The organism is Streptomyces solicamelliae (assembly GCF_045348655.1).
In the GTDB taxonomy this organism is placed as follows: Bacteria; Actinomycetota; Actinomycetes; order Streptomycetales; family Streptomycetaceae; genus Streptomyces; species Streptomyces solicamelliae.
On sequence record NZ_CP160404.1, the window covers coordinates 6,196,471 to 6,216,515 of the forward strand.

Below are 20,045 nucleotides of genomic sequence, written 5' to 3' on the forward strand. Positions count from 1 at the left end.
GCGTGGGCCCTGCCCTGGAGCGGCCGCAGCGGCGGGGCGGCGGGCCGCGGGGCAGGACCTCGCGACCCGATATTGCATGGTCATGCATCTTCATGCATACTCTTCCTATGTCCAAGGTCCTCACCTCTCTTCCGGTCGGCGAGCGCGTCGGCATCGCCTTCTCGGGCGGCCTCGACACCTCGGTCGCCGTCGCGTGGATGCGCGACAAGGGCGCCGTCCCGTGCACCTACACCGCCGACATCGGCCAGTACGACGAGCCCGACATCGCCTCGGTGCCGGGCCGCGCCAAGACCTACGGCGCCGAGATCGCCCGCCTGGTCGACTGCCGCGCCGCCCTGGTCGAGGAGGGCCTGGCCGCGCTCACCTGCGGGGCGTTCCACATCCGCTCCGGCGGGCGCGCCTACTTCAACACCACCCCGCTCGGCCGTGCCGTCACCGGCACCCTGCTGGTCCGCGCCATGCTCGAGGACGACGTCCAGATCTGGGGCGACGGCTCGACGTACAAGGGCAACGACATCGAGCGGTTCTACCGCTACGGCCTGCTGGCCAACCCGCACCTGCGGATCTACAAGCCCTGGCTGGACGCGCACTTCGTGACCGAGCTCGGCGGCCGCAAGGAGATGTCCGAGTGGCTGGTCGCGCACGGCCTGCCGTACCGCGACAGCACCGAGAAGGCGTACTCCACCGACGCCAACATCTGGGGCGCCACCCACGAGGCGAAGACCCTGGAGCACCTCGACGTCTCCCTGGAGACCGTCGAGCCGATCATGGGCGTCAAGTTCTGGGACCCCTCGGTCGAGATCCCGGCCGAGGACGTCACCATCGGCTTCGAGCAGGGCCGGCCGGTCACCATCAACGGCAAGGAGTTCGCCTCCGCCGTCGAGCTGGTGATGGAGGCCAACGCCATCGGCGGCCGCCACGGCATGGGCATGTCCGACCAGATCGAGAACCGGATCATCGAGGCCAAGAGCCGCGGCATCTACGAGGCCCCCGGCATGGCGCTGCTGCACGCCGCCTACGAGCGCCTCGTCAACGCGATCCACAACGAGGACACCCTCGCCCAGTACCACAACGAGGGCCGCCGCCTCGGCCGGCTCATGTACGAGGGCCGCTGGCTCGACCCGCAGTCCCTGATGATCCGCGAGTCGCTGCAGCGCTGGGTCGGCGCCGCCGTGACCGGTGAGGTCACCCTGCGGCTGCGGCGCGGCGAGGACTACACGATCCTCGACACCCAGGGCCCGGCGTTCAGCTACCACCCGGACAAGCTGTCCATGGAGCGCACCGAGGACTCCGCGTTCGGCCCGACGGACCGGATCGGCCAGCTCACCATGCGCAACCTCGACATCGCCGACTCGCGCGCCAAGCTGGAGCAGTACGCCGGCCTCGGCCTGATCGGCACCGGCGGCCCCGCCATCGGCGCGGCCCAGGCGGCCGCGACCGGCCTCATCGGCACCATGCCGGAGGGCGGCGCCGAGGCCATCGCCTCCCGCGGTGAGGTCTCCGCCGAGGACGAGGCCCTCGACCGCGCCGCGATGGAGTCCGGCACGGACTGACCGCCCGCACCCGCACGACGAGGGCCGGTCCGACGCGAGGAGCGTCGGGCCGGCCCTCGGCCGTTTCGCCGAACGTCCCCTCAACTCGCCCTCCTGATGCGCTCGTTCACCCGCTGTACACCACCCGCGGTGGCTGCTCGTCGCTCTGCGGCCGCCGTGCCGACACACTCGGGCAGCACGCTCACGCTCGGTCCGTCCACCCCCTACGGAGGAGAACCAGCGTGACGACTCGCAGAGTTGCCCGCCTCATCGGTCCCGTCGTGACCGTGGCCCTCGCGGCCACCGCCCTAGGCGTGCCCGCGCACGCCGACGACCGGGACGCCCCGCCCGCCGTGCACCCGCGCGCCGAGACGCCCGTGCTCCACGACGACGAAGCGGGCGGCAACGCCGACGCGGACGACCCCGCGATCTGGCGCAACCCCGCCGCTCCCGGCCGCAGCCTGGTCGTCGCCACGGCCAAGGAGGGCGGGCTGCGGGTGTACGACCTGGACGCCCGCCCCGTGCAGTCCATCGCCGCGCCCCCGCCGGCCGCGGAGGACGACGCCCCGGGCCGGTTCAACAACGTGGACCTCGTCCACGGGCTGCGCCTGACCACCGGCCGCTCCGACCTCGCCGTCACCAGCGACCGCGGCCACGACCGGCTCCGCTTCTACCGCATCGACCGCGACCGCACCGGCGGCCCGCTCACCGACGTCACCGACCCGTCCGCGCCGGCCGTCTTCTCCCGCGACCAGGCCGAGATCAACGACCAGCGCACCGCCTACGGCCTCGCCACCTGGACCGACCGCGCCACCGGCCGCTCCTACGCCATGGTCTCCCGGCGTGAGCGCACCAGCATCGCGCTGCTCGAACTGCTCCCCGCCCCCGGCGGCAAGGTCACCTATCGCAAGCTCCGCACCCTGGACCTGCCGTCGACGTTCAGGATGCCCGACGGCGGTTCCTGGTCGCCGTGCGGCGAGCCCGGCGAACTGCCGCAGGTCGAGGGCATGGTGGTGGACCCGGCGAACGGCACCCTGTACGCCGGTCAGGAGGACGTCGGCATCTGGCGGCTGCGTGCCGACCTGACCGGCACGCCGAAGCTGATGGACACGGTCCGCGAGTACGGCGTGCCCGGTGTGTACGACGAGGAGACCGAGGAGTGCGTCCTCGGTGCCGACCCCGGCTTCGGCGGCACGAAGCTCACCGCGGACGTCGAGGGCCTCACCCTCGTCACCGAGCCCGGCGGCGACGGCTATCTGCTGGCCTCCAGCCAGGGCGACGACACCTTCGTCGCGTACGACCGGGAACGCGCCGACGACAACGAGTACGAGGGCGGCTTCCGGGTCGCCGCGGCCGGCCCGGCCCTCGACGGCTCCGAGGAGTGCGACGGCGCGGCCGCGCTGAACGCCCCGCTCGGCGCGAGGTACCCGAACGGCCTGCTCGTCGTCCAGGACGGCCACGACAGCCCGGGCGACGGCGACCGCCCGGCGACGAACTTCAAGTTCGTGGATCTCGGCGACGTCCTGGAAACCGTGGAGGACTAAGAGAGCGTCACTATCCTTGAAGGTCCGACCAGTTGGGCCGGAAGAGGGGGAGTGCGTCATGCTCGTTCGCCTGTGGCGGTCACCGGACCTGCGCCGGAGACTGCTCGTCACGCTCGCGGTGCTCGTCCTGTTCCGGCTGGGGCAGAATCTCCCCCTCCCCGGCGCCGACGCCGCGGCCCGTGACCGGGCCGCGGACCTCGCCGGGGGCGCCGGGCCCTGGCGGGGTCTGGCCGAACTGCTCACCGGGGGAGGGGTGTCGCGGCTCTCGGTGTTCACGTTCGGCGTGCTGCCCGCGGTGGCCGCGACCTTTCTGACGGCCATGGCCGGCCTGCTCGTCCCGCGCCTGGCCGCGCTCGCGGAGCTGGGCCCGGAGGGGCACGCCCGGATCGCGCGCCTCGGCCGCCTCGTGGCGGTGCTGCTGAGCGCCGCGGCGGGCGTCGCCCTCTCGTACCGGGTGTTCCCCGATGCCGGCCTCCTCGCCCGTGCGGCCGTGATCGCCGCCCTGGCCGCCGGGACCGCGCTGGTCCTGCTGCTCGCCGGGTGGATCAGGCTCCGCGGCTTCGGCGAGGGGCTGTCGGTGCTGCTGCTCGCGCAGCTCGCCGCGGTCTTCCCGGGGCAGGTGCGGGACGCCGCCCGGGAGGCGGGCGGCGGCGCCGCGTACGCCGTGGTCCCGCTGGTCGTCGTGGCCGCGCTGGTGGCGATGACCGTGGCGGTGCTCGTCGTCCGGCAGTCCGTGCGCCGCGTCCCGGTGCAGGCCGCCCGCCGGATGGTCGGCCGGCGGGCGTACGGCGGGCAGCAGGAGTACCTGCCCATCCGGGGCGGCCAGGGCGGCTACGCGATGGCGGTCCCCGCCTCGCTGCTGCTCGCGCTGCCGGCGCCCGGCTCCGGATGGTACGCGGCGGCCTGTGCCGCGTACGTGCTGCTCGTGGTCGGGCACGCCTTCCTGCGGGCCGGGACCGACCTCGACGCCGAGGAGGCGGCCCTCGCGCTGAAGCGCGACGGCCGCTTCGTCCCGGGCATCCGGCCCGGCGCGCACACGATCGACTACCTCGTGTACCTGCAGAAGCGGATCGGCTTCGCCGCCGCCCTGCTGATGGGCGTGGTGGCGCTGATCCCGGTGGGCGTCGTGGCGCTGCTCGGCGGGTACGGGGCCGACGCGCCCTTCGGTGTCACCGCCCTGCTGATCGTCGCGAGCGTCGCCGCGGGCACGGCGCTGCCCGCCGTCCGGCAGATGGACTCCCGGCCGGCGCAGGAGACCTACGCGCCGCTGCTGCGCTGACGCCGCGCCGCCGTCAGGCCGCCGCCGCGCAGTCCGGGCAGAGGCCGCGGTAGGTGACCTCGGCGGCGGCCACGGCGAAGCCGAACCGCTCCGCCGAGGGCAGGTCGGCGAGCGGGTCGCCCGTCGGGTGGACGTCGCGGATGGTGCCGCAGCCCGAGCAGACCAGGTGCTGGTGGGGTCGGTGCGCGTTGGGGTCGTACCGCTTGGCGCGGCCGTCGGTGGAGACCTCGACGACCTCGCCCAGGGTGACCAGCTCGCCGAGCGTGTTGTACACCGTGGCCCGCGAGACCTCCGGCAGCCGCGCGGTGGCCCGGGCGTGCACCTCGTCCGCCGTGAGGTGGACGTGGTCGCCGTCGAGCACTTCGGCGACCACCCGGCGCTGCGCGGTCAGGCGCCAGCCGCGGGCGCGCAGCCGTTCGAGCAGGTCGCTCATGAGCATCAGCCTCACTGTGCGGCGTCCGACACCTTCTGTGCGGCGTCCGACACATGAATACGTACGAGTCTGGTCTTCGCATTGACTTGGACAAAGTCCATCGTAGGATCTATTCCGGCAGCAGCCAAGAGACAGGGCCATCGCCACCGTGATCCGTCCCATCCGGAAGGAATCCCATGCCTGAGAACCAGGACGCACCCGCCGTCGACGCGAAGCCGGAGGGCGGCTGCCCGGTCGCCCACGGCCGCGCCCCGCACCCCACTCAGGGTGGCGGGAACCGCCAGTGGTGGCCGGACCGGCTGAACCTCAAGATCCTCGCCAAGAACCCGGCGGTCGCCAACCCGCTCGGCGAGGACTTCGACTACGCCGCGGCCTTCCAGGCCCTGGACCTGGCCGCCGTGAAGCAGGACATCGCCGAGGTGCTCACCACCTCGCAGGACTTCTGGCCCGCCGACTTCGGCCACTACGGCCCGTTCATGATCCGCATGGCCTGGCACAGCGCCGGCACCTACCGGATCAGCGACGGCCGCGGCGGCGCCGGCGCCGGCCAGCAGCGCTTCGCGCCGCTGAACAGCTGGCCGGACAACGCCAACCTGGACAAGGCCCGCCGCCTGCTGTGGCCGGTGAAGAAGAAGTACGGCCAGAACCTCTCCTGGGCCGACCTCATGATCCTGGCCGGCAACGTGGCCCTGGAGACCATGGGCTTCGAGACCTTCGGCTTCGCCGGCGGCCGCGCCGACGTCTGGGAGCCGGACGAGGACGTGTACTGGGGCCCCGAGACCACCTGGCTCGGCGACGGCCGCTACACGGGCGACCGCGAGCTGGAGGAGCCCCTCGGCGCCGTCCAGATGGGCCTCATCTACGTCAACCCCGAGGGCCCCAACGGCAACCCGGACCCGATCGCCGCCGCCCGCGACATCCGCGAGACCTTCCGCCGGATGGCGATGAACGACGAGGAGACCGTCGCCCTCATCGCCGGCGGCCACACCTTCGGCAAGGCGCACGGCGCCGGCTCCGCGGACCACGTGGGCGCCGACCCCGAGGGCGCGACCATGGAGGACCAGGGCCTCGGCTGGAAGAGCGGCTTCAACAGCGGCAAGGGCGCGGACACCATCACGTCCGGCCTGGAGGTCACCTGGACCACCACGCCGACGCAGTGGAGCAACAACTTCTTCGAGAACCTGTTCAACTACGAGTACGAGCTGACCCACAGCCCGGCCGGCGCCCAGCAGTGGGTCGCCAAGAACGCCGAGGCGACCATCCCGGACGCCTTCGACGGCTCGAAGAAGCACCTCCCGACCATGCTCACCACCGACCTGTCGCTCCGCTTCGACCCGGTCTACGAGCAGATCTCCCGCCGCTTCCTGGAGAACCCCGACCAGTTCGCGGACGCCTTCGCCCGCGCCTGGTTCAAGCTGACCCACCGTGACCTCGGCCCGGTCGTGCGCTACCTCGGCTCCGAGGTCCCGTCCGAGACGCTGCTCTGGCAGGACCCGCTGCCGGCCCGCACCGGCGAGCTCGTCGACGCGGCGGACATCGCCTCCCTCAAGGAGCAGGTCCTCGCCTCCGGCCTGACGGTCTCCCAGCTGGTCTCCACCGCCTGGGCCTCCGCCTCCTCCTTCCGCGGCAGCGACAAGCGCGGCGGCGCCAACGGTGCCCGCATCCGCCTCCAGCCGCAGGCCGGCTGGGAGGTCAACCAGCCCGACGAGCTGGCGGACGTGCTGCGCACCCTGGAACGGATCCAGGAGTCCTTCAACGCGGCCGCCTCCGGCAAGCACCTCTCGCTGGCCGACCTGATCGTCCTCGCCGGTGCGGCGGGCGTCGAGAAGGCCGCGAAGGACGCCGGTCACGACGTCGAGGTCCGGTTCACCCCGGGCCGCGTCGACGCCACCCAGGAGCAGACGGACGTCGAGTCCTTCGCCGCCCTGGAGCCCAAGGCCGACGGCTTCCGCAACTACCAGGGCAAGGGCAACCGCCTGCCGGCCGAGTACCTGCTCGTCGACAAGGCGAACCTGCTCAACCTGAGCGCCCCCGAGCTGACCGTCCTCGTCGGCGGTCTGCGCGTCCTCGGCGCCAACCACCAGCAGTCCACGCACGGTGTGCTCACCGACACCCCCGGCACCCTCACCAACGACTTCTTCGTCAACCTGCTCGACCTGGGCACGGTGTGGAAGGGCACGTCCGAGGACCAGACCACGTTCGAGGGCCGCGACGCGGCCACCGGCGAGGTCAAGTGGACCGGCACCCGCGCCGACCTGGTCTTCGGCTCGAACTCCGAGCTGCGGGCGCTCGCCGAGGTCTACGCGAGCGACGACGCGAAGGAGAAGTTCGTCCAGGACTTCGTCGCCGCGTGGGGCAAGGTCATGGAGCTGGACCGCTTCGACCTGGTCTGAGCGCACAGGTTCTGAACACAGAGGTACGGACACGGCGTCCGGACCGGCCCCGAGCGGGCCGGACCGGGCGCCGTTCCCGTTCGCAACCAGTACAAACGCGGATTCGGACAGTGTTGGGCCGTACGGGCGACGGCGTCCGAAGCGTCCGCGGGGCGCATCGCAGAGGGGTACAACCCGCATGTCCGCGACCAATCCGGAACCCTCCGGTCCCCGACGTTCCCGCAGTCAGAGCGCCGTACGCCGGATTCCGCACGCGCCACTCCCGGCCCCGACGGCGATTTTCGGCCGACCCTGTCCCCGGATCGGTGCATGAGCTGCTAGCAGAGTGGAATGCTCGGTGGGACGAGTTTGCCAACTGCGCACCGCACATGAACGGTTGACGATTACAGTGTGTCCTCGATGATCATCGAAAGTCGCCACGCACCCCCCATCGCACGCCCTTTCGCACCCCCCGTCGCATCCGCTTCCCGCAGCCATCCGCTGCCCTCCGAGGACATCCATGTCTCAACTTCGCGCCCCCGCCGCGCGGTCTGACCGACGCGAGGGCGGACGGCACGGCCGACCGGGCGCCCGCCCCGCGGTCACAGGCCCCAGGTCCGCGCAGCCCGCACCGGACACCCGGTTACGCCCCCTGCTCCTGCGGACCTCCGTGCTGCCGGCCGTCGCGGTCGCACTCGGCGGCGCCGCCGCCGTGCTGTTCACCCTGCGCTCCACCGGCACCACCCCCTCGCCCGGCCTGTGGGCCGCGCTCGCCGGATCCGCGGCCCTCGCCGTCGCCGCCGTCACGGCGGCCGTCCTCGGCGCCGAGCGCGTCGCCCGGACCGTGCTCGCCCGGGCCGAGTCCCTGCGCCGCAGCACGGCCCAGAGCCAGAGCGAACTGCTCACCGTCGTCGACGCGCTCCGCCGCGGCGAGAGCCCCGCGGACCGCCCCGCCGTCCTGCGCGGCCCCCTCGCCGGCGACGCGTTCGACCAGCTCGCCGAGGAGCTGAACCGCTCCCACGAGGCGGCCGTCTCCGCCGTCGTCGAGGCCTCCAAGCTCTCCAGCAGCGTCGGCAACGAGCAGAAGGTCGAGGTCTTCGTGAACCTCGCCCGCCGGCTGCAGTCCCTGGTGCACCGCGAGATCCAGCTGCTCGACGAGCTGGAGAACGAGGTCGAGGACCCCGAGCTGCTCAAGGGCCTGTTCCACGTCGACCACCTCGCCACCCGCATCCGCCGCCACGCCGAGAACCTCGCCGTGCTCGGCGGCGCGATCTCCCGGCGCCAGTGGTCCAACCCGGTCACCCTGACCGAGGTCCTGCGCTCCTCCATCGCCGAGGTCGAGCAGTACCCGCGGGTCAAGCTGGTGCCGCCGATAGAAGGCACCCTGCGCGGCCACGCCGTCGCCGACGTCATCCACCTGCTCGCCGAACTCGTCGAGAACGCCACGGTGTTCTCCGCGCCGCACACCACCGTGCTGCTGCGCGCCCAGCGGGTCACCGCCGGGCTCGCCATCGAGGTCGAGGACCGCGGCCTGGGCATGCCGGTCGCCGAGCAGAACAAGATGAACGCGCTGCTCGCCGACCCCGACCAGGTCAACGTGGCGCACCTGCTGCAGGACGGCCGCATCGGCCTCTTCGTGGTCTCCGCGCTGGCCCGCCGGCACGGCATCGCCGTACGCCTGCAGTCCAACATCTACGGCGGCGTCCAGGCCGTACTGGTCCTGCCGCAGGGCCTGCTCGGCCAGGAGCGGGACAGCGCGCCCGCGCAGGCGCCGCAGCGGACGGCCCAGGCCCCGGCTCCCTACCAGGCCCCGGCCGCACCGACCGCCCACACGGCGGCGGCGCCGATCCCGGCGGCCGTGCCCCCGGCCACTCCGGCGCCCCAGCCCCGCACGGAGCCGCCCGCCCCGGCCGCCCGGCCGGTCGTCCCCGCTCCCGCCGCTCCGCCCGCGTACCCCTCGGCGCCCGCCGAGGAGCCGCCGGCCCCCGCGTACGTCCCCGCCCCCGTGGGCGTACCGCTCCAGGCGATGCACCGCTCCGCCGCCCCCGCGCAGGAACCGGCCCGCCCCCAGCTCCCCCGGCGCCGCGCCCAGGAGCACCTCGTCCCGCAGCTGCGCGACGAGCCCGCGGTCCGCCGCGACGAGGAGCAGCCCCTGCACGACCCCGGTCTGATGGCCGCGTTCCAGCGAGGCATCGGACTCGCCGAGGCGCAGCCGGCCCCCCAGCACCCCGACAAGGAGTAGATGCACCATGGCGAGCAATGTGCCCAACGGCCATTCCTCGGATCTCGACTGGCTCCTCAGCGGACTGGTCCAGCGCGTCCCCTACACCCGCAACGCGGTCCTGCTCTCCTCCGACGGCCTGGTGAAATCGGTGCACGGCCTGGACGCCGACGCCGCCGACCACATGGCCGCCCTGGCCTCCGGCCTGTACTCGCTGGGCCGCAGCGCCGGAGCCCGGTTCGGCGACGGCGGCGAGGTCCGCCAGGTCGTCGTCGAACTCGACTCCACGCTGCTGTTCGTGTCCACCGCCGGCTCCGGCACCTGTCTCGCCGTCCTCGCCGGCCGCGAGGCGGACGCCGCCGTCCTCGGCTACGAGATGGCGATGCTGGTCAAGAGCGTCCGGCCCTATCTGGTCACGCCCGCGCGGCAGACCGCCGCCGCGCCCGGCGGCCGCGACCGGTGAGCGTGCCGTCCCCCGCCCAGGACGGACCCTGGCTCGACGACGCGGCGGGCCGCCTCATCCGGCCGTACACCGTCAGCGGCGGCCGGACCAAGCCCACCACCGCCCTCGACCTGCTGTCGATGGTGATGGCCACCGGTTCGGCCCCGCAGCCGCACATGGGCCCCGAGCACTCCCTCGCCCTGGGGCTGTGCGAGGGGCCCACCTCGGTGGCGGAGATCGCGGCGCACTTACGGCTGCCCGCGGTCGTCACCAAGGTCCTGCTGTCCGATCTCGTGGACTGCGGGGCGCTCACCGCCCGCGCGCCCCGCTTCCACGCCCAACCGACCGACCGTTCCCTGCTGGAGGCAGTGCTCGATGGCCTACGACGACGGCTCTGAGCGCCACGACGCTCCCCCGACCCGCGACCACTTCCCCACGGCCCTGAAGATCCTGGTGGCGGGCGGCTTCGGGGTGGGCAAGACGACCTTCGTGGGCGCGGTCAGCGAGATCGAGCCGCTCAGCACCGAGGAACTGCTGACCCAGGTCAGCGCCGCCACCGACAGCCTGGTCGGTGTCGAGTCCAAGACCACCACCACGGTCGCCATGGACTTCGGCCGCATCACCCTGGACGCCCGGCACGTGCTGTACCTGTTCGGCACGCCCGGCCAGGAACGCTTCTGGTTCATGTGGGACGAGCTCTCCGAGGGCGCGCTCGGCGCGGTGGTCCTCGCCGACACCCGCCGCCTCGAGGACTGTTTCTCCGCCGTGGACTTCTTCGAGCGGCGCGGGATCACCTTCGTCGTGGCGGTCAACGAGTTCGACGGCGCGTACCGCTACGAACCCGACGAGATCCGCGGCGCGCTCGACCTGAAACCCGACGTGCCCGTCGTGCTCTGCGACGCCCGGATCTCCAGCTCCGGCATCCAGACCCTGCTCACCCTCGTCCAGCACCTGCTCACCACCACCCCGGCCCCGACGCCGAGCTACGGAGCGCCCTCATGAGCTACGACCCGACCGGCCACCTGCTGTTGACCCCCGTCGACCAGGAGGCCCCGCACCGGGTGCACCGGCTGCGCCAACTGGGCATCGGGGAGCGGCCGGACCCCGTGTTCGACGAGTTCGCCGACCGGCTCGCCGAGGTGACCGGCGCGCCGTACACGATGGTCAACTTCATCGACGAGAACCGGCAGTTCTTCGCCGGTCTGCACACCCCGGGCGGGGTCCGCTCCGGCGCCGACCTCGACGCGGCCGCGGGCGGCGCGGGCGGGGTCAGCCGGTACATGGACCGCGACCACGGCTACTGCCCGCACGTGGTGGTGCGGCGCAAGGCGCTGGTCCTGGAGGACGTCTGCGACTATCCGCGGTTCGCCGGGAACCCGGTGGTGGACGAGATCGGCATCCGCTCCTACCTGGGCGCGCCGCTGATCGACCGGACCGGCGTGGCCCTGGGCACGATCTGCGTCGTGGACACCGAGCCGCGCCCGTGGGGGAGGGCCGGCCTGGAGACCATCAAGGCGATGGCGGCGGAGCTGGTGGAGCAGATCCACCGGCGCGAGGACGGGCTGATCTGACGGCCGCGTGAGCCGGCCGTACGGGTCGGCTCACAGCGCCGGGACGGGCTCCCTGCGGACCACGTCCGACAGCTGCTCCGACCAGCTGCCCTTGGCGGTGCCGAGGGCGACCTCGGCGAGCCGGAGCAGCTGCACGTCGGACGTGCCCGCGGGGGCGAAGATGTGGTGGGCGTCCCGGAGATAGCGCTCGATCGGCCGGTCGGTGAACAGGCCCGCGGCGGCGTGGATCTCCATGGCGTTGCGCCCGGAGTCGATGGCCGACTCGACGTTGACCAGCTTCGCGTTCATCAGCTCCGCGTCGCACGCGAGGCCCTGGTCGAGCAGGTGCACGGCGTGGTACGCGGCGAGGCGCGCGGTCATGAGCCGGGACTGCATCTGGCCCAGCTTCAGTTTCACGGACGGCAGTTCGTGCAGCGGCTTGCCGTAGCGCAGCCGCTCGGAGGCGAAGCGGGTGGTCTCCTCGAGGATCGCCTGGTGGATGCCGAGCGAGACGGCGGTGAGGTTGGCCCGCCCGTACAGGACGCTGGAGGAGTACGCGACGGCCAGGCCGTCGCCCTCCTCGCCGAGCCGGTTGGCGGCGGGGACACGGCAGTCCTCGAAGATCAGCTCGCCGAAGCTGAAGCCGTGCAGGCCCATGGCGGGCTGCTGCGGGCCGGTGCGGAAGCCGGGGCGGTCGGACTCCACGAGTAACGCGGTGAGCCCCTTGGAGCCGGGACCGGTGCGGACCACGACGCCGTGCAGATCGCCGACGTGGCTGTTGCCGACGTACACCTTGCGGCCGTTGAGGACGTAGTCCTCACCGTCGCGGACCGCGGTCGCCGTCATGCCGAGGACATGGCCGCCGGACTCGGGCTCGGTGACGGCGATGGTCGGCAGGCACTCTCCGGAGGCGACGGCCGGCAGCCAGGTCTTGCGCTGCTCGTCGCTGCCGAAGTGGACGATCTTCGCGGTACCGAGCTGCGAGGCCTGCACCATGGCGCCCATCGCCCCGCTGACCCGGGACAGCTCCTCGATGATCACGGTCTTGGCGAGATGGCCGGCGCCCATGCCGCCGTACTCGCGGCTCACGGTCGCACCCAGCCAGCCCTGCGCGGCGATCAGCCGGGAAAGTTCCTTGTGGACGGTGCGGCCGGCCTCCATCTCCGGTATCCGCGGCCGGACTTCGCGTTCGGCGAAGTCGCGGACGGTCTCCCGGAGTCGGTCGTGCAGCCGGCTGGTGAAGTAGCCGTCCATGTGGAGCCCTTCCTGCAGAGTCCGCCCGGGCGGTCGCGCGGCCGACACCTCATGGTGTTGATCTTTAAGGGCTCGATCAACATCGTCGCCGAAGTTGTCCGAAAGCCGGGGCGTTGACGTTTGCATGTGTCCATGTTCCGGGCGTTCTCCGCCAGTTGGGCACCGTCGGCACAGGAATCCCCGAGGGTGCTCTCCCGCCCCTCCTCGACAGCGACGATGCCCCTGCAAACCGGGAAACAAGCGGAGTGTCCGCCTCAGCCGGGTGCCCGTCGGCGTCCGGGAGCGGAGGGTCCGATTCCGGCCAGCCGTGCGACGCCGGTGACCTCCGGGCGTACGGTCGGACCATGGCCACAGCCGACGATGTCCGCAGAATCGCGCTCTCCCTGCCCGAGGCGGTCGAGAAGCCCGCGTGGGGGATGCCCACCTTCCGGGTCGGCGCGGGCGGCAAGATCTTCGCCTCGCTGGACGACGACGACCTCGCGATGGGCGTCAAATGCCCCCAGGAGGACCGCGCGGAGCTCATCTCCGCCGAACCCGCGAAGTTCTTCCTCCGCGAGGGCCACGACGACGGCTACGCCTGGGTACGGGTCCGGCTCGCCGCCCTGGAGGACGACGACGAGCTCCGCGCGATCCTGGCCGACTCCTGGCGCCAGGCCGCCCCCCGCCGCCTGGCGGACCGGCACCCGGACGTGGGCGTCCCGCCGGAGGGGTGAGGGGGACGCCGGGGGAGAGGCGGGCGGTCCGCGGTCCGCAGGGGGAGCCGGGCGGCCTGCAGCCCCGCCCGGGAGAGCATGAGGCGTCTGAGTCCCGCCGCGGAGAGCCTCGCGGACCGTGTCCTGCAGTGGAGAGCCCGGGCGGCCTGAGGCCCGCCGGGAGAGCAGCCCCCGTGGACCGAGGCGTCACCCCACGAAGCTCGTGATCCGGGCCCGCAGCCCCGCCGGGTCGAGCCCGTGCGCCGCCACGTGCTCCGGGATCTGCCCGTACTTCCGCAGCTCCCGGCGGGACACGCCGAGCCCGAGGACCCGGTGCGGCACCTGGACGAGGGCGTCGTTGGCGGCGCCCGTCGAGGTCCCCGCCAGGTACGGCTCCACCAGCACCACGTCCGCCCGTGCCCCGTCCGCGACGGCCCGGCGCAGGGCCGCGCCGTCGAAGGGGCGCACGGTCGTCGCGTACAGCACGGTCACGTCCAGGCCCTCCGTCGCGGCCAGCACGTTGTCGAGCAGCGGGCCCACGGCGACCACGACGCCCCCGCGCCCCTCGCGCAGCCGCAGGAAGCCGTCCCCGGTGACCGGCCGGGCCTCCGCGTTGGACTGCTCGGAGAGCCGTACGTACACGGAGTCGTCCGCCGCCACGGCCCGCCGCAGCAGCGCCTCCGCCTCGTCCGGGTGCCCCGGCACGTGCACGGTCCAGCCGTCGAGGGTGTCGAGCAGGGCGACGTCGCCGGGCGCCATGTGGGTGTAGCCGCCGGCCGGCCAGTCGTACGAGGCGGCGGCGCTGACCAGCACGCCGTGCACGCCCTGGTGGCCGAAGTCCAGCTTGATCTGCTCGAAGGGCCGCTCCACGAGGAAGCTGGCGAAGGTGTGCATCAGGGGCCGCAGCCCGGTGAGGGCCAGCCCGGCACCCGTGCCGATCAGCAGCTGCTCGCGGATGCCGACGTTGAGCACCCGGTCGGGGTGGCGCCGGGCCGCCGGCTCGAAGCCGGCCGCGCTGATCTCGGCGAGCACCACGGCCAGGCGGGGGTCCTGGTCGAGGAGCCGGGAGGCAGTGGCGATGAAGCGGTCGCGCATGGTGTCCATGGAAGTCCTTGGTGAGGCGTTCGGGAGGCGGGGGTCGGTTCGTCGGCCGGTCAGTTCTTCGGCTCGACACGGGCGACGACCGCCCGCGGGCGCCCCGGGTGCGGGGCGGTGAAGGCGGCGTACAGGGCTTCGTGGTCCCGGCCGTCCACGGTCGCGGCGGACCATCCGGCCGCCTCGAACCGCGAGGCGATCCCGCCGGGCCAGCCGTGGGTCGCCGAGCTGTTGTCGATCACCAGCGTGTGCAGCTGCTCCAGACCTGCGGGCCCCGCGTAGGCGAGGGCCTCGTGGTTGCTGCCCTCGTCGAGCTCGGCGTCGCCGATTAGCACCCACACCCGCGGATCGGTCAGCCCCTGGGCCCGCAGCCCGAGCACGGTCCCCACGGCCAGTGGCAGTCCGTGCCCGAGCGAGCCGCTGCCGATCTCGACCCCGGGGACCAGGGTCCGGTCGGGGTGGTGGCCGAGCGGGGAGTCGTACGAGCCGAAGCCCGTCAGCCACTCCTCGGGCACGAAGCCCCGCGCGGCGAGCACGGCGTAGTACGCCATGGGCCCGTGCCCCTTGGACAGCAGGAACCGGTCCCGTGCCGGCGCGTCCACCGACCCGGGGTCCACCCGGAGCACCCGGTCGTACAGCACCCACAGCGCGTCGAGCGTGGAGGTCGCGGCGGTCGAGTGCTTCTCGTCACCGGTCATGAGCGCCATCAGCCGCTCGAGGCCGGCCGTCGTCGTGTGCGTTGCCTGCGTCGTCATGCGTCCCACCGTGCAACCTCAAGCAAGCTTGAGGTCAACCGACGGAAAGCGGTTCGTGACCACAGGTCGAAGTGCGGTATTGTTCTTCTGCGCGTCCGGCCAAGGGAAACCCCAGGTCAGACGGGTATCGGGACGTGGCGCAGCTTGGTAGCGCACTTGACTGGGGGTCAAGGGGTCGCAGGTTCAAATCCTGTCGTCCCGACTGTGCGGAAACGCAGGTCGGAGGCCGTTCTCTCATCCGTGAGAGGGCGGCCTTTCGTGCGTCCGGGGCCGTGGGGGTCGCCGTGTGGTCGCACGCCCGGACCGGGGCTGGTTCGCCGTGGTGCCGGCAGAACCCGCGTGCAGGGTCGGCTGCAGGGCGGAGGACCGGGCCGGGGCGGGTAGGGTGCGCGGGCACCAGGGCGACCGGAGGTCCGACCACGTGACGACGATTCAGCACAGCAGGGCGGGCAGACGGCAGGCGCGGCGCCGTATCCGTCCCCGGCGTTCCCCCGCCGTGCCCCTGGTGGTCCTCGCCTGGGCAGGCGCGGCCGCCGTGGCCGGACTGTGGTGGCGCAACACACCGGCCGTGCTCGCCGAGACCGGCGACCGCCTGATCCACGCGGGGCGGATCACCGGCCTCCTCGCCGGGTACGTGACCGCCTTGGTCATGGTGCAGATGGCACGGGTCCCGGCCCTGGAACGGCGGGTCGGCTCCGACCGCGTGTCCCGCTGGCACGCGGCGAGCGGCCGGTACGCGCTCTCCCTCACCCTGGCGCACGTGGTGCTGACCGTGTACGGGTACGCGCTGCAGGGCCGGATCGGCGTGGTGGAACAGACGGTGTCGCTGGTCACCGACTACCCGGAGATGGGCAAGGCGGCGATCGGCACAGCGCTCCTCGTGATCGTCGGTCTCGTATCGGCGGGGGTCGTACGGCGCCGAGTGCGCTACGAGTTCTGGTACTACCTGCACCTGCTCACGTATCTCGCCGTCTACCTCGCCTTCTGGCACCAGCTCGCCACAGGGGCCGAGTTCATCGCCGACCGGGCGGCCCGCCTGATCTGGTACGCGCTGTACGGAGCGGTCGGCGCGCTGCTCGTCTGGTACCGGGTGCTGACTCCCCTGCGACTCAACCTGGTCCATCGCATGAGGGTCGAGTCGGTGGTGCCCGAGGCGCCGGGTGTGGTGTCCGTCCTCGTCCGCGGGCGCCGGCTGCATCGGCTCGGGGCGGAGGCCGGCCAGTTCTTTCGGTGGAGGTTCCTCGCGAAGGGGCTGCGCTGGTCGGCCCACCCGTACTCGCTGTCCGCGCCGCCCCGGCCCGATCTCCTCCGGATCACGGTCAAGGCCGTCGGCGGACACAGCGCGGCCCTCGCCGGGCTGCGCCCGGGGACGCGGGTGTGGGCGGAGGGCCCGTACGGGTCGCTGACGGCGGCCCGGCGCAGCCGCGGCAAGGTGCTGCTGATCGCGGGCGGCGCGGGCATCACCCCGCTGCGCGCGCTCTTCGAGACGCTGCCGGGCGCCGGTCGCGATCTGACGTTGCTGTACCGGGCCCGCACGGCGGACGACCTCGCGCTGCGTGGGGAGCTGGAGGCGATCGCGGACGACCGCGGGGCGCAGCTGCTGTACGCCGTCAACGGTCCGGACGGCAGACGGCCGGAGATCAGCGCCGGGTTGCTCCGCCGGATCCTGCCGGACATCGCCCGGCACGACGTGTACGTGTGCGGGCCGCAGGGGCTCGCCGAGGAGTCGTACGCCGCCCTTCGGGAGGCGGGTGTCCCGGACCGGCGGATCCACCACGAGTCCTTCGCCTTCTGAGCCGTGCGCCCCTGGGCGGCTGAGCCCAGGTGTGACGCCTGGGGGTGCCGTGACGCTGAGCGGGGTGTGAGAAGGACACACCCGCTCCGTCGTGCGGTGCTCGCCGGTGCGGGCGCCGCATCCGCCGTCGTGCTCCTGCTGGCGCTCAAGCCGACCACGGATCCGTCGCTCACCCACGGCGCCGCGGGCCTGGCCACACCCTTGGCCCCCTCCGTACCGGCCGGAGCCGGCGGCGCATCCCCCGCCGCCACCGTGCCGTCGGCCTCGGCCTCGGCCGGCTCGGCCTCGCCTTCGCCGAGCACCGGCGCGACCGCCTCCGCCGGCGTGCCGCCCTCGGCGAGCCCTGCCGCGTCCCGTACGACCACCGCTCCGACGAGGACGAGTACCCCCACCGCGTCCAGGACCACGTCGGGCACGTCCGGCACCTCCGGCACGTCGGGCAGCACCTCGGGCGGGTCCACCACCCGGACCGTCGCCGGGGCCACGATCAGTACGCAGTACGGCTCCGTCCAGGTGCAGATCACGCTCAAGGGGAGCACGATCACCGGGGCCACGGCCCTGAAGTCGCCGTCCTCCACACCACGGAGCAGGGAGATCTCCGCCGACGCCGTCCCGCAGCTCAACCAGCGGACGCTGACGGCGCAGAGCGCGGACATCGACTCCGTATCCGGGGCCACGTACACCAGCGCGGGCTACCGCCAGTCGCTGCAGAGCGCCCTGGACAGGGCCGGTGTCTGAGCCGCGCCTCCGGCATGCGGAACACGTGATGGGCACGGTGTTCTCGTTCGACGTCCGCGGGTGCTCCGACCCCTCCCGGACGCGGCAGGCGCTCGCGGAGGCGGTGGACTTCCTGCACCACGTGGACCGGATCTTCTCCCCGTACCGTGAGGACAGCGAGGTCAGCCGCCTGGCGCGCGGGGCGCTCACCCCGGAGCAGTGCGGCCCCGAGGTCCAGGAGGTGACGCGCCTGTGCGAGGACATGGTGCGGCGCACGGAGGGCTGGTTCTCCCCCTGGTACGGGGGAGGCGCCGACGGATGGGACCCGACCGGGCTGGTGAAGGGCTGGGCCACGGAGCACGCGGCCCGCATGCTGGCCTCGGGGCCGGGTGTCGAGGCCGTGTGCGTCAACGGGGGCGGTGACATCCAGCTGCTCGGCGGGCCCTGGCGCATCGGCCTCGCCGACCCTCTCACCCCCGGAGCCCTGGCCGCGGTCGTGGAGGTGGGCGCCGGCACACCGGAGGCCGCGGTGGCCACTTCGGGCCCTGCGGAGAGGGGCTGCCACATCATCGACCCGCACACGGGCCGGCCGCCCGCGCACGCGCTCGCGGCGATGACGGTCGTCGGCTCCTCGCTCACGGTCGCCGACGCCTTCGCCACCGCCGCCTACGCCATGGGTGACGCCGGCCGCCGCTGGCTGGAGGACCAGCCGGACGCCGAGGGCCTCGGGACGACCGCCGCCGGCGCCACCTGGCAGAGCACCGGCTTCGCGCGCTGGACCGTCTGACGCGTAGGGCGGTCGACCGGATCACCAGACGAAGCGGAGCAGCCGGTTCTGCGCACCGGTACCCGCGCCCTTCACCCCGCCGCTCGTGGTGGCGGTCACCCGGTTGACGAGGTCGCCGCCCGGACCCCGCGGGCCGCTCTGCCGGCGCCGCACCCACCACCCCGCGCCTACGACGGCCGCCGCCGCCCCGTACGCGGCCGTCACGCCCGTGCTCCCGGTCACCGGCCCGGCCAGATACGCCGCCGCGCCGGCGAGCGCCACAGCGAGCCACTCCCACCGTCCGTCAAGAGCGACGAGCGCGACCAGCAGCAGTGCGTACCAGGAGTAGCCGGGCGTCAGCAGGAGGAAGGCCGTACCGGTGGTCAGCAGGGCGCCGTGCCACGGGCGTTCGGGGTCGCCGCGCCACCACACCGCCGCCGACACGGCGGCGATGCCCAGCATCGTCACGGGCAGCGCCCACGCGTCGGGCAGCACGAGACGGAGCAGGGCGTAGCGTCCGCCCGTCCCCGAGTCGTCGTAGCCCTCCTCCCGCGCGTAGCCGCCCAGGTAGCCGAGGACCGAAGCGTCGGAGATCAGGATGTACGGCAGGTACAGCACCGCCACCGTCGCCGCGGTGGTGAGTGCCACGGCCACGATCGTGCGGGGTCGGCGCACTCCGGACAGTGCCCCCGGCAGCAGCACGGCGGGCAGCAGCTTGGCCGCGACCGCCAGGCCGAGCAGCCCTCCGCCCGTCGGGTGACGGCCCCGTGCCACGAAGGCGAGCGCGCCGACCGACAGGAACACGGCCAGGACGTCGACGTGGGCGTTGTTGACCGCCTCGACGGGGACGGCCGGGCACCACGCCCACAGGGCGGCATGGCGCGGATCTCCTCGCCGGCGAAGAACGCCGAGCAGGAGGGCACCGACGGCCAGCGAGAGAAATGCCGCGGCAGCCTGGAGCCCCTTGTGGCGGACGCCCTCCGGTGACAGGGCGTGGACGAGGAGGAACCAGCCCTCCGCCACGGGAGGATAGATCGTGTGCACGGCGGGCCGGTTGATCCGGGTACACCCGCCGTCGCCGAGAGGTGCGAGGTCGCCTCCGCCCCCTCCGCAGGCCGCTGCGCGGGGGAAGAGCCAGTCGTCGCGGAGCCCGGCGAGCGCCCGGTCCGCGGGCGCGTGGTCGTACGGCGACACGCCGGACGCCTGCACCCGGCCGTCCCACGCGTACCGGTAGGAGTCCGTGCTGGTCCGCGGGGCCGCCACGAGGCCGGTCGCCGTCACCGCGACGGCCCCGGCGAGGACGAGCGGCACGACGTGCCGGCGAGGGACCCGGCGCAGGGCGACCGCGGCCGCCGCGAACAACGCCCACGCCCCTGCGTACCCGGCCAGGAATCCGGTCCCGTTCGCGTCCGCGTGGAGCAGGAGGACCAGCGAGGCGGTCAGGAGCGACAGCACGAGCGTGGTGACGACGACGGGGACTGGGACACGGCGGTCGCGGGTCATGGGCGCAGACTGGCAGCGCCCACGACGGACGAGGAGGAGACCCGGCGGGGCGTTCGGGTTTCGTAAGGTGTCGGACCGCCCACGACGCCGCTCGC

18 protein-coding genes and 1 tRNA gene are annotated in these 20,045 nt (G+C 73.2%); 14 read left to right on the forward strand and 5 right to left on the reverse strand.

Translation table 11 applies throughout. The features are described 5' to 3' along the window. Positions 1-107: 107 nt before the first annotated feature. From argG to ABZO31_RS28625, 3 genes are all read left to right on the forward strand, one after another. The gene (gene argG / locus ABZO31_RS28615; protein ID WP_406864194.1) at positions 108-1,553 is read left to right on the forward strand and encodes an argininosuccinate synthase; all 1,446 of its coding nucleotides are present in this window, start codon (positions 108-110) and stop codon (positions 1,551-1,553) included. A 221-nt stretch (positions 1,554-1,774) separates the two neighbouring features. Then, positions 1,775-3,076, forward strand: a complete 1,302-nt coding sequence (locus ABZO31_RS28620; protein ID WP_406864195.1) for a phytase — start codon at positions 1,775-1,777, stop codon at positions 3,074-3,076. 58 nt (positions 3,077-3,134) lie between these two features. After that, positions 3,135-4,355 carry a preprotein translocase subunit SecY gene (locus ABZO31_RS28625; RefSeq protein WP_406864197.1) on the forward strand — a complete coding sequence of 407 codons (1,221 nt, stop codon included), beginning with the start codon at positions 3,135-3,137 and terminating at the stop codon, positions 4,353-4,355. 13 nt (positions 4,356-4,368) lie between these two features. Here ABZO31_RS28625 and ABZO31_RS28630 read toward each other — a convergent pair whose 3' ends face one another. Then, positions 4,369-4,788, reverse strand: coding sequence for a Fur family transcriptional regulator (locus ABZO31_RS28630; protein WP_406865510.1), 420 nt, complete (start codon positions 4,786-4,788; stop codon positions 4,369-4,371). A 176-nt stretch (positions 4,789-4,964) separates the two neighbouring features. On the opposite strand from ABZO31_RS28630, the gene katG reads away from it, so the two are divergent. From katG to ABZO31_RS28660, 6 genes are all read left to right on the forward strand, one after another. Further along, the gene (katG, locus tag ABZO31_RS28635) at positions 4,965-7,181 is read left to right on the forward strand and encodes a catalase/peroxidase HPI (protein ID WP_406864198.1); all 2,217 of its coding nucleotides are present in this window, start codon (positions 4,965-4,967) and stop codon (positions 7,179-7,181) included. Between the two features lie 499 nt (positions 7,182-7,680). After that, entirely contained in the window at positions 7,681-9,402 is a 1,722-nt protein-coding gene (locus ABZO31_RS28640) for a sensor histidine kinase (protein ID WP_406864199.1), read from the forward strand. Positions 9,403-9,409: 7 nt separating this feature from the next. Next, the gene (locus tag ABZO31_RS28645) at positions 9,410-9,844 is read left to right on the forward strand and encodes a roadblock/LC7 domain-containing protein (protein ID WP_406864200.1); all 435 of its coding nucleotides are present in this window, start codon (positions 9,410-9,412) and stop codon (positions 9,842-9,844) included. 2 nt (positions 9,845-9,846) lie between these two features. Next, on the forward strand, positions 9,847-10,221 hold the full coding sequence (locus ABZO31_RS28650; protein WP_406865512.1) for a DUF742 domain-containing protein: 375 nt from the start codon (positions 9,847-9,849) through the stop codon (positions 10,219-10,221). Then, positions 10,199-10,825, forward strand: a complete 627-nt coding sequence (locus ABZO31_RS28655) for a GTP-binding protein (RefSeq protein ID WP_406864201.1) — start codon at positions 10,199-10,201, stop codon at positions 10,823-10,825. Before ABZO31_RS28650 ends, ABZO31_RS28655 begins: the two co-directional genes overlap by 23 nt. Continuing rightward, a complete protein-coding gene (locus tag ABZO31_RS28660; protein WP_406864202.1) occupies positions 10,822-11,394 on the forward strand; it encodes a GAF domain-containing protein in 573 nt (190 codons plus the stop codon). The genes ABZO31_RS28655 and ABZO31_RS28660 overlap by 4 nt, the downstream gene beginning before the upstream one ends. A gap of 30 nt (positions 11,395-11,424) precedes the next feature. Here ABZO31_RS28660 and ABZO31_RS28665 read toward each other — a convergent pair whose 3' ends face one another. Then, entirely contained in the window at positions 11,425-12,627 is a 1,203-nt protein-coding gene (locus ABZO31_RS28665) for an acyl-CoA dehydrogenase family protein (RefSeq protein WP_406864203.1), read from the reverse strand. 344 nt (positions 12,628-12,971) lie between these two features. On the opposite strand from ABZO31_RS28665, the gene ABZO31_RS28670 reads away from it, so the two are divergent. Next, a complete protein-coding gene (locus tag ABZO31_RS28670) occupies positions 12,972-13,340 on the forward strand; it encodes an MmcQ/YjbR family DNA-binding protein (protein WP_406864204.1) in 369 nt (122 codons plus the stop codon). A gap of 186 nt (positions 13,341-13,526) precedes the next feature. On the opposite strand, the gene ABZO31_RS28675 is transcribed toward ABZO31_RS28670, so the two are convergent. Continuing rightward, on the reverse strand, positions 13,527-14,423 hold the full coding sequence (locus tag ABZO31_RS28675; RefSeq protein WP_406864205.1) for a transketolase family protein: 897 nt from the start codon (positions 14,421-14,423) through the stop codon (positions 13,527-13,529). A 50-nt stretch (positions 14,424-14,473) separates the two neighbouring features. Continuing rightward, entirely contained in the window at positions 14,474-15,169 is a 696-nt protein-coding gene (locus ABZO31_RS28680) for a transketolase (protein ID WP_406864206.1), read from the reverse strand. Positions 15,170-15,297: 128 nt separating this feature from the next. On the opposite strand from ABZO31_RS28680, the gene ABZO31_RS28685 reads away from it, so the two are divergent. From ABZO31_RS28685 to ABZO31_RS28700, 4 genes are all read left to right on the forward strand, one after another. Then, positions 15,298-15,371 (forward strand) — tRNA-Pro (locus ABZO31_RS28685). A 219-nt stretch (positions 15,372-15,590) separates the two neighbouring features. Continuing rightward, positions 15,591-16,964 (forward strand): ferric reductase-like transmembrane domain-containing protein, encoded by a 1,374-nt coding sequence (locus ABZO31_RS28690; RefSeq protein ID WP_406864207.1) that lies wholly within the window; start codon positions 15,591-15,593, stop codon positions 16,962-16,964. Positions 16,965-17,030: 66 nt separating this feature from the next. Then, entirely contained in the window at positions 17,031-17,702 is a 672-nt protein-coding gene (locus tag ABZO31_RS28695) for an FMN-binding protein (RefSeq protein ID WP_406864208.1), read from the forward strand. A 28-nt stretch (positions 17,703-17,730) separates the two neighbouring features. After that, positions 17,731-18,468, forward strand: coding sequence for an FAD:protein FMN transferase (locus tag ABZO31_RS28700; RefSeq protein WP_406864209.1), 738 nt, complete (start codon positions 17,731-17,733; stop codon positions 18,466-18,468). A 21-nt stretch (positions 18,469-18,489) separates the two neighbouring features. On the opposite strand, the gene ABZO31_RS28705 is transcribed toward ABZO31_RS28700, so the two are convergent. Continuing rightward, positions 18,490-19,950 carry a glycosyltransferase 87 family protein gene (locus ABZO31_RS28705; protein WP_406864210.1) on the reverse strand — a complete coding sequence of 487 codons (1,461 nt, stop codon included), beginning with the start codon at positions 19,948-19,950 and terminating at the stop codon, positions 18,490-18,492. Between the last annotated feature and the right edge of the window lie 95 nt (positions 19,951-20,045).